Genomic DNA, 7,752 nt, shown 5'->3' on the forward strand with positions numbered 1-7,752 from the left:
ACCGTGACCAGTCACGGGCCTTGTTGCCGGCGACCAGCAACACGGCCTGTGACCAGGGGTCGAAAACGAAGATCACCCGGATCGCGATGTCGCGGCCCGACCTCGGCCGCAGTTCCTTGAGATTCTTGATCGTCGATCCTTGCAGTGTGTCGACGAGCGGACGCCCGAGCCCAGGCCCGATCTCGGCGAGCATGTCGATCGCCGCGTTGACCGACCGATAGGTGTCCAGGTCTGTCTGGCGCAGCGAGCGCAGCCACTCCCGCAGGTCGGGTGTGGCCTTGATCGTCCACCGATGAGGTGGCTCCACCGACACAGGTCGACTATAGCTCGACCTAAACATGCGGCGTCGTGCTCCCGGCAGGTTCCGCCGATGGTGGCATGACTGACAGCCACACGGACAGGCGAGCCCACGGACGAGCACGGACATTAGCAAGCCCCCACGTACATCCGAGCCCAGGTCACCGCACCCGGCGAACCTCAGCGGACGTCCACGAAAGATCACAAGCAAACTACGGATCACGAGGTTGGGGATTCGAGTCCCTCCGAGCGCACGCTGGTTGAGGCACCTCAGAGCCTCACAGTCGATCACACGGCGCGGGGCTCTGAGCTTTTGAAGATCTCCAGTACTGCAATGAGTATTGCGGCCCGATACTTGTCACGAGCTTGAGCATCTGCGTAACGGAGCGTCGCCAATCAGCTGTAGAAGGTCCGGCAACCCGCCCGACTGCACGATCAGAACCTGATCCGCTCATGACAGACGGTTGCGTAGGTCAACACCAGCCATCGTTTTGGTCATACTTGTGACCATGACGACGCTCCCGCTGGGAGAGGTCAAGGCCCATCTGTCCGAACTTGTAGGTCGAGTTAATGATCACCATGAGCGGGTGATCGTCACCGTACACGGTCGCGCGTCCGCCGTGCTGCTCGCGGTGGAGGACCTGGAGCAGCTGGAGGAGACGCTCGCGATCCTCAGCGATCCGGCGACGATGCGCAGACTCGCGGACTCCGACGCCGAACTCGCCCGCGGGGATGTCGTCTCCGAGGAAGAGCTGGCCGAGACTATGCGGCGCCGACGTCGCACGGCATGAGCGAAGAAGCACACCGGGTATCGCAACCCCACACGTTACGCACCACTCCGACGGTGTGCCGTGCGCTTGCCGAACGTCTCCCCGAGGTAGTCGCCGCAGCCGCGTACGAGTTCATCACCGGCCCGCTACTTCAGGCACCCTATCGGGTGGGAAAGCGGCTGATGCCGCCGCTGGATGACCGATTCAGCGCCCGTCGCGGCACCTATCTGATCATCTACCGCATCAACGACATATCGCGAATCGTGACCGTCGTCGACATAGACCACCGCCGCGACGTCTACCACCGGTGAGCCATCCGGCCAGCGAAGAACAATGAAGCTGGTGCCAAAACCCTTGATGCCGCTGTCCCCTGACGCTTCCGCAGACCAGGGCAACGCCGATAAGCTGAGTCGGCACACTCCCGTTCCAGCACATAGCAGACCTCGGCTATGACCGGGGCCGGAACCAACAACGGCCGCCGTGACCATGCTGCGCCGGTCATCAGTTCGACACAACGGCCGTGGTCCTTGTCGTCATAGTTCGCAACCGCGACGAGCGGGCCGGTATTGAACCGGCTTATGGTTCATACCTGCGAGAACACTCGGGTTCGCCCGGCCCGCGGGTCGACATCCTGCGCAGGCGCTTGCCGAGGAGGGGGTGCGGTCGATGTCGACGCGCTGATCGCTACCGGCGACGATGAAGCGGGATCACTCCACGAGTACCTTGCCTGCCGTGGTATGATCAGCACCCTCAGTCGGCGGCCGAGGGTGCTGATGTCGAGACACGGTTGTGAGCACACGCCACGAACACCCGCTGGCGGGAGCGCGAAGCCACGGCCGTGGCCATGGCCATGGCGCTACAGCGTCTCGGTGATGCCAACCTGCGGGTCCGACGTGCGCACGTTAGACCAAGCGCCCGGCTGCTGCTGGAACGTCGCGGTCGGCGATGTAAGCGCTCGGTCGCTGCGGCCATACCCGCAGTCGCGCAGCAACTCTCAATTCCCACGCAGCGGAGGCTCCCAGCGTGCGTCGTATCTCGAAATTACTCGTCACGATCGGGATGCTTCTCCTCGTGATCGCAGGCGCCTGGCGGTTTGTCGCCCCCGGCCAGCTTGTGAAGTACCCCGATGACCTGGACAAGACCGTGTACGCGACCGGCACGCTCACGCTCTACGCCGATCCGGCAACAGCGGCGCCGCAACCTAGCCCGACGCCATTCCCGCTCGACATCAAGCGTCGAGTCCATGTCGTCGAGTCGTCGACATCGAAGGTCGTGGTTCAGGAGGACGACGTCGAAAAAATCGGACCTCTGCCGGAGCAGAACTTCCTGCAGCGCTATGTCATCGACCGCAGCTCGCTGAAAAATCTGGCGGATGAGCGCGCCTACGCCTACACGGCACAGAACAAGATCGACCGCTCTCCGAACTACTCGATCAATCTGCCGTTCGATGCCGGCGATGGGCCGTACTCGATCTGGAAGAACGAAGTGGGGGCACCTTACCCGTTCCGGCAGGACGGGCCGAGCGTGGAGCGGGCCGGGTTGACGTTACGGCCGATGCACGGACGCCTGGAGAAAGCGCCGGTACAGGGCTACTACATCGATCAACTGAGGTCGCAGGGCATTCCCAGGCAACTCACGCTTCAGCAGCTCAGCCCCCAACTCAAGGCGCAGGGCCTGGACCCGCAGCAATTCGCGACGCAGGTACTTCCTCAACTGTCCGCAGCCGACCAGGCCGAGATCGTTTCGGTCATCGGCCAGCCGATCTCGCTGAACTACCTGCTCGACGTGGACACTCGACTCCTTGTCGAACCACGGACCGGCGCGATCGTCTCGCTCGACCGCATCAACCAGACGATCTACGCGCAGCCCGACCTTGCCGGCATGGGCCGGATCCAGACCATCCTCGCGAAGCCTGAATATGCCAGCAATACGACCGTCACCGGGGCAGAGGCAACGCTCGCCCGCCTGGTCCGCACTCCACCGACGACGCGAATCTTCAACATCGACTACTCGCAGACCCCACCATCGGTCGCCGATCTCGCAAGCTATGCGACGGACCTGGGTGACCAGATCAACCTGATCAAAAAGGTCGTTCCATTGTTTTTAATCATCTTTGGAGGGGGCCTCACCGCCATCGGGGTCGCACTCAGCGTGCTCCGACGGTCAGATGGTCGGGGCCGGAACACCACGACGAGCGAAGGCGTGGGGGAAGCTGGCGCCACGGTGCCGACCAGGACCGACTGAAGGATGTCGTCCATGCTCCGTGCCGTCCCTGTCGCGGCTCGTCAGTCCGCTGGCTTGTGCCAGTAGTCCTGCCAGGTGGGCCACGCCTGCGGAATGTCGCCGCGACCGGTGGCGCTCGCCGGCCAGCTCGCGGGTTCCTGCAGGAGCGGCCGCTCGTCGAGGTGCAGACCGTAGAAGAGCCGGTGGTCACGACGCGTGAAGTACCATTCGCCGTCCCGCCGCTCGTAGTCGTCCTCGTAGGCGATGGCCTGGCGTAACCAGCTCCGTTCGTCCCCCAGTTCGGCGATGCAGTAGACCGTTCCCGCGGCGCGCTCCGGCTCAAGCAGGTTGATGACGTGCTGGCCGACCGTGAGGATGGCGACGGGCGCGGCCCTCAGATGCAGGTCGAAGGATGCCCGCAGCGCGTCCCGGCCCCGGACGCCCCTTCCTACCTTGACGTCCGGGACGAACAGCTCGACCAGCGCCTCGGTGTCGCAGGAGCCGACCGCGAGGGCGTAGCGGGCGGCAAGCTGCCCGATCTCCTGGTACGCCAGTAAGCGCTCGACGTCGGTCATGCCCGCTGGCGGCGGGATACGTCGCGGTCCGTGACGACGGGCGTCGGTCATACCCGGCCCTCCTGTGGGGTGTCTCATCCGGTGCGGTCCGGATTGTCGGACGGCGGACGGCGGACGGCAGGCGGTTCGAGCTCAGGTGATCGTCTGGCCGCCGTCAACCACGATGTGCTGACCAGTCACGAAACGGGAGGCGTCGGAGAGCAGGAACTGCACTGTTCCGAGCGCGTCCGCCGCACCTGCCGACCCCTTGATCGCCTGGCGGACGGTGAGCCAGTCCGGCGGCATCCCGTCGGCGTCCGTCATCAGTTCCGTCATCTCGGTGGCGAAGAAGCCGGGGGCGAAGGCGTTCACCCGGACGAGGTAGCGGCCCCACTGCACGGCCAGCTCGCGGGTCAGATGCGCGAGCCCGGCCTTGGCGGCGCAGTAGGCAGCCTGGGGGATACCCGTTCCGGTGGTCGTGACCGCCGCGGTGGACGTGACGTTGACAATCGAGCCACCGCCTCGCTCCCGCATCGACACCAGGCACCGTTTGGCCAGGTCGAACGGCGCGACGAGGTCGACCTCCAGCACCTCCCGAAACTCCGCGGTGCTCTGCCGGGTGGCAGGCAAGCCGCTCCCGCTGATGCCGGCGTTGTTGACCAGCCCGTCGATCCCACCGAATTCCCGGACGGCCTGGTCCACCAGCCGGGCGCGGCCGGCATCGTCGGAGATGTCGCAGGCGACCGGGACGGCTCTCCCGTCCTCGCCGATCTCCTTGGCAATCTCGGCGACGAGGTCGCGCAGCCGGTTCTCGCGGCGCGCGGCGAGCACCACCTTCGCGCCCACCGCCGTCAGGCCGTGCGCAAGCATCCGGCCGATGCCGCTGCTGGCGCCGGTCACGACCACCACGCGGTCGCGGATGTCGAACAACGAGTCGAACGCCGGAGTCGTCATCGGGTACCTCCGCTGGATGGGTAACTGCTGGGAAGGTCACGAGGCGGACCGATCCGTGGAGGCGGACTGATCCGTGGAGGCGGTCCGTCCGGTGGCAGGACGCCTGCTGAGCGCAGCTCAGCTCCCGCCCCGGTGCTCAGCCGCTGGTGGCTGTGCACAACACACGGGCCTGGTCGAGGATCGCCTGCTTGCAGGTCGCCAGATCGAGGGTGGTGTCGGTGAACCATTCCCACGTAATGCCTCGGATCATGGCCATCACCGCGATGCTCACCGATGCCGGGTCGAGGCCCGCCCGGATCGTTTCGAGCTCGATGCCCTCGCTGAGTGCGGACTCGATGCGCCCCCGGAACGCGATGTTCTGCTGGTGGATCACCGGCAGGAGTTCCCGCAGGGAGGTGGCCGCCTCGTGGGCGATGACGATGTAGGCGCGGGCCGCCGACGGGTTGGCGGTCAGGCCGTCGAACAGCCCGATGATCTCAGCCTCGATGCGCTCGGCCCCGCGGACGTTGTCATCCAGCGCCGCTGGCGGACTTTCCCTGAGCACGTGGTCGATGATCGCCGCAAGCAGCTTCGGCTTGGAGCCGAAGTAGTGCGTGGCCAGACTCCGGCTGTAGCCGGCGCGCTCACCTAGATCGGCAAGCGTCATGTTCCCGTAGCCGCCGTCGGCGAGCAGGTGGATCGCGGTCTCGAGGATGGCGATGCGGGCGGCGTCGCGACGTTGTGCCTGCGTGCGTCGCGACCGTTGGGTGGTTGACGTCACCATGCCTCCATGTTACTTGTTAGACGTACAACTAGTCATCACGGACTGGGGGCATCGTGGGCGAAACGAGTGTCGCCGTCGTCACCGGCGCGGCGAGCGGTCTCGGGCTCGGACTGGCCGCCGGCCTCGTGGCCCGAGGGATGAGCGTCGTGATCGCCGACATCAACGGGGACGCGCTCGCGCAGGCGCAGCAGCGCCTGCGGGTCGACGGCGCGGAGGTGTTCGCCGTTCGCACCGACGTCACCAAGGACGACGAGGTCGCCGCCCTCGCCAGCCGGACCCTCGACCGGTTCGGCCGCGTCGACATCGTGTGCCTGAACGCCGGGGTAAATTTGCGGGGCCGTGCCTGGGAGCTCTCGGTCGACGACTGGCGCTGGATCTACGACGTCAACGTGTTCGGTGTCGTCCACGGAATCCGCAGCTTCGTACCGATTCTGCTGGAAGAAGGCGCGGGCCATGTCCTCATCACCGCATCGAACAGCGCCGTCGCGACGCTTCCGGCATTAGCGCCCTACGTGTCCAGCAAGCACGCCGTGCTCGCGCTCGCCGAGACGGTGCAGCATGACCTCCTCGAAGTCGGCTCCGACGTACGCGTGTCGGTTGTGCTGCCGGGCGCCATCCGTTCGGCCATGGCGGACGCGGTCCGCAACCGCCCAGCCGACTACGGCAGCGCCCAGGTCTCCGCGGAGGTTCTGCACGCGAGCCGCGCCTTCCTCGAGCGTTACGGGTCGGACCCGCGGACGATGGCGGACGACATCCTGCGGCAAGCCCTCGACAAACATTGTTTTTGCGTCTTCACCGACCCGGCGGACACCGCGACGCTCCTCACCCACGCGCAAGCGCTTGGCGAAGGCCGGCTGCCGACCGTCACCGCGCCCGTCTTCCAGGAGAACCGATGAACGATGGACCTGTGACGTTAGCCGACGCTGACGCTGACGCCGACGCCGACGCCGAGGCGCGGGCCCGCGACGCCGGCGTGCCCGTCACGAACTTCGACCCGGAATGCGATCCGGCGTTCAAGGAGGACCCGCTCGGCACGATCCTGGCGGCGCAGCAACTCGGCGACGTCTTCTACAGCACCGCGGCGCGCGGCTTCTGGGTCATCACGCGCTACGACCTGTACAAGGAGATCAGCCAGGATCCGGCGCGCTACTCCAACTGCGAGACGTTCACCTTCTACCGGGACCCGCCTCCGGTGTTCCACCTGCCGGCGAACCTGGATCCACCCGAGCACACCAAGGTCCGGAAGCTGATCACGCCGCTGCTGTCGCCCGCGGCCGTGAAAAGGCTCGAGCCACGAGCCCGGGCATCGGTCGCGACGATCGCGGACGAGGTCGCCGCACGAGGCGGCTGCGACTTCATGGCCGACGTCGCGTTGCGCATCCCGGCCGAGGTCTTCCTCGAGCACATGGGACTTCCGCTCGCGGGCGCCGACGAAATCGTCGCCACCCGGCTGCTGCCGGCGAAGCTCAACGCCAGCAACGACCCCGGTGGCGTGCAGCTCGCCGCGGCGGTCGCGAAGGTGCGTGGCATGTTCGAAGAGGTGCTCGCCGATCGGCGGCGCCGGCCCGCCGACGACATCCCCACCTACCTGTTGTCCCAGCAGCTCGACGGCCGACCCCTCACCGACGAGGAAATCGTTCAGCTCTGTTACACCCTGCTCGGCACGTCCCTCGGTACGACCGCGTCCACCATGGCGTTTCTGTTCAAACTGCTCGCCGAGAACCAGGCCCTGCGCCGGCGCGTCAACGACACCCCGCAGGTGGTCGGCGGACTGGTCGAGGAGGCCCTGCGGTGCTTCCCGGCGATCCCGCTGGTCTCCCGGACCGTTCAAGGCGACGTCGATTTCCACGGGATCACGTGGAAGGACGGCGACCGACTCCTCCTGTTGTTGTCGGCGGCAAGCGCAGACCCCGACCTGTTCCCGTCTCCGGAGAAGATGGATCCGGATCGGCTGCCGAACCGTCACCTCGCCTTCGGCCTGGGACCGCACCGGTGCGCTGGTGCACACCTGGCCCGGATGGAACTGCGCGTGCTCGTCGAGGAATGGCACCGCCGCATCCCCGACTACCACCTCGGCGACCTGCGCGGCCTCACCCACGAGGTGTCGGTCGCAGTCCGCATGACGACCCTGCCCCTGGTAGTCGGCCAGGCCGCCGCGCCCTAGGCCGCCGCGCCCCAAGCCGCCTCGCGA

The 7,752-nt window shown here is 66.4% G+C and carries 9 protein-coding genes; 5 read left to right on the top strand and 4 right to left on the bottom strand.

Features of this window, described 5'->3' with window-relative positions; genetic code table 11:
- The coding region (locus U9977_RS23015) for a type II toxin-antitoxin system RelE/ParE family toxin (protein ID WP_416210755.1) at nt 1-307 on the bottom strand (307 nt) is incomplete at its 3' end.
- Nucleotides 308-806: 499 nt separating this feature from the next.
- On the opposite strand from U9977_RS23015, the gene U9977_RS23020 reads away from it, so the two are divergent.
- The 3 genes from U9977_RS23020 to U9977_RS23030 all read left to right on the top strand — a co-directional run bounded on the left by U9977_RS23020 (nt 807) and on the right by U9977_RS23030 (nt 3,311).
- On the top strand, nt 807-1,088 hold the full coding sequence (locus U9977_RS23020; protein WP_322751379.1) for a type II toxin-antitoxin system Phd/YefM family antitoxin: 282 nt from the start codon (nt 807-809) through the stop codon (nt 1,086-1,088).
- Nucleotides 1,085-1,378, top strand: a complete 294-nt coding sequence (locus U9977_RS23025) for a type II toxin-antitoxin system RelE/ParE family toxin (protein ID WP_322751371.1) — start codon at nt 1,085-1,087, stop codon at nt 1,376-1,378. The genes U9977_RS23020 and U9977_RS23025 overlap by 4 nt, the downstream gene beginning before the upstream one ends.
- A 712-nt stretch (nt 1,379-2,090) precedes the next feature.
- Nucleotides 2,091-3,311 (top strand): porin PorA family protein, encoded by a 1,221-nt coding sequence (locus tag U9977_RS23030; RefSeq protein ID WP_322751372.1) that lies wholly within the window; start codon nt 2,091-2,093, stop codon nt 3,309-3,311.
- Between the two features lie 41 nt (nt 3,312-3,352).
- Here the strand turns inward: U9977_RS23030 and U9977_RS23035 are convergent, their stop codons facing one another.
- From U9977_RS23035 to U9977_RS23045, 3 genes are all read right to left on the bottom strand, one after another.
- Nucleotides 3,353-3,916, bottom strand: coding sequence for a nuclear transport factor 2 family protein (locus U9977_RS23035; protein ID WP_322751373.1), 564 nt, complete (start codon nt 3,914-3,916; stop codon nt 3,353-3,355).
- Nucleotides 3,917-3,997: 81 nt separating this feature from the next.
- Nucleotides 3,998-4,798, bottom strand: a complete 801-nt coding sequence (locus tag U9977_RS23040; RefSeq protein ID WP_322751374.1) for an SDR family oxidoreductase — start codon at nt 4,796-4,798, stop codon at nt 3,998-4,000.
- Nucleotides 4,799-4,934: 136 nt separating this feature from the next.
- Nucleotides 4,935-5,558 (bottom strand): TetR/AcrR family transcriptional regulator, encoded by a 624-nt coding sequence (locus U9977_RS23045; protein ID WP_322751375.1) that lies wholly within the window; start codon nt 5,556-5,558, stop codon nt 4,935-4,937.
- A 56-nt stretch (nt 5,559-5,614) separates the two neighbouring features.
- Between U9977_RS23045 and U9977_RS23050 the strand changes: the two genes are divergently transcribed.
- Complete coding sequence (locus tag U9977_RS23050; protein ID WP_322751376.1) at nt 5,615-6,457, top strand: SDR family NAD(P)-dependent oxidoreductase; 843 nt, start codon at nt 5,615-5,617, stop codon at nt 6,455-6,457.
- 11 nt (nt 6,458-6,468) lie between these two features.
- Nucleotides 6,469-7,725: a cytochrome P450 gene (locus tag U9977_RS23055; protein ID WP_322751377.1), complete on the top strand. Its 1,257-nt coding sequence runs from the start codon at nt 6,469-6,471 to the stop codon at nt 7,723-7,725.
- The last annotated feature ends 27 nt before the right edge of the window (nt 7,726-7,752 follow it).

The sequence above is a fragment of the Protofrankia sp. Cas8 genome (genome assembly GCF_963555845.1).
In the GTDB taxonomy this organism is placed as follows: domain Bacteria; phylum Actinomycetota; class Actinomycetes; order Frankiales; family Frankiaceae; genus Protofrankia.

What these genes read in the sequence shown, in the direction of transcription:
- U9977_RS23020 (WP_322751379.1), top strand. Translation starts at nt 807, where the DNA reads ATGACGACGCTCCCGCTGGGAGAGGTCAAGGCCCATCTGTCCGAACTT.
- U9977_RS23040 (WP_322751374.1), bottom strand. Translation starts at nt 4,798, where the DNA reads ATGACGACTCCGGCGTTCGACTCGTTGTTCGACATCCGCGACCGCGTG.
- U9977_RS23025 (WP_322751371.1), top strand. Translation starts at nt 1,085, where the DNA reads ATGAGCGAAGAAGCACACCGGGTATCGCAACCCCACACGTTACGCACC.
- U9977_RS23035 (WP_322751373.1), bottom strand. Translation starts at nt 3,916, where the DNA reads ATGACCGACGCCCGTCGTCACGGACCGCGACGTATCCCGCCGCCAGCG.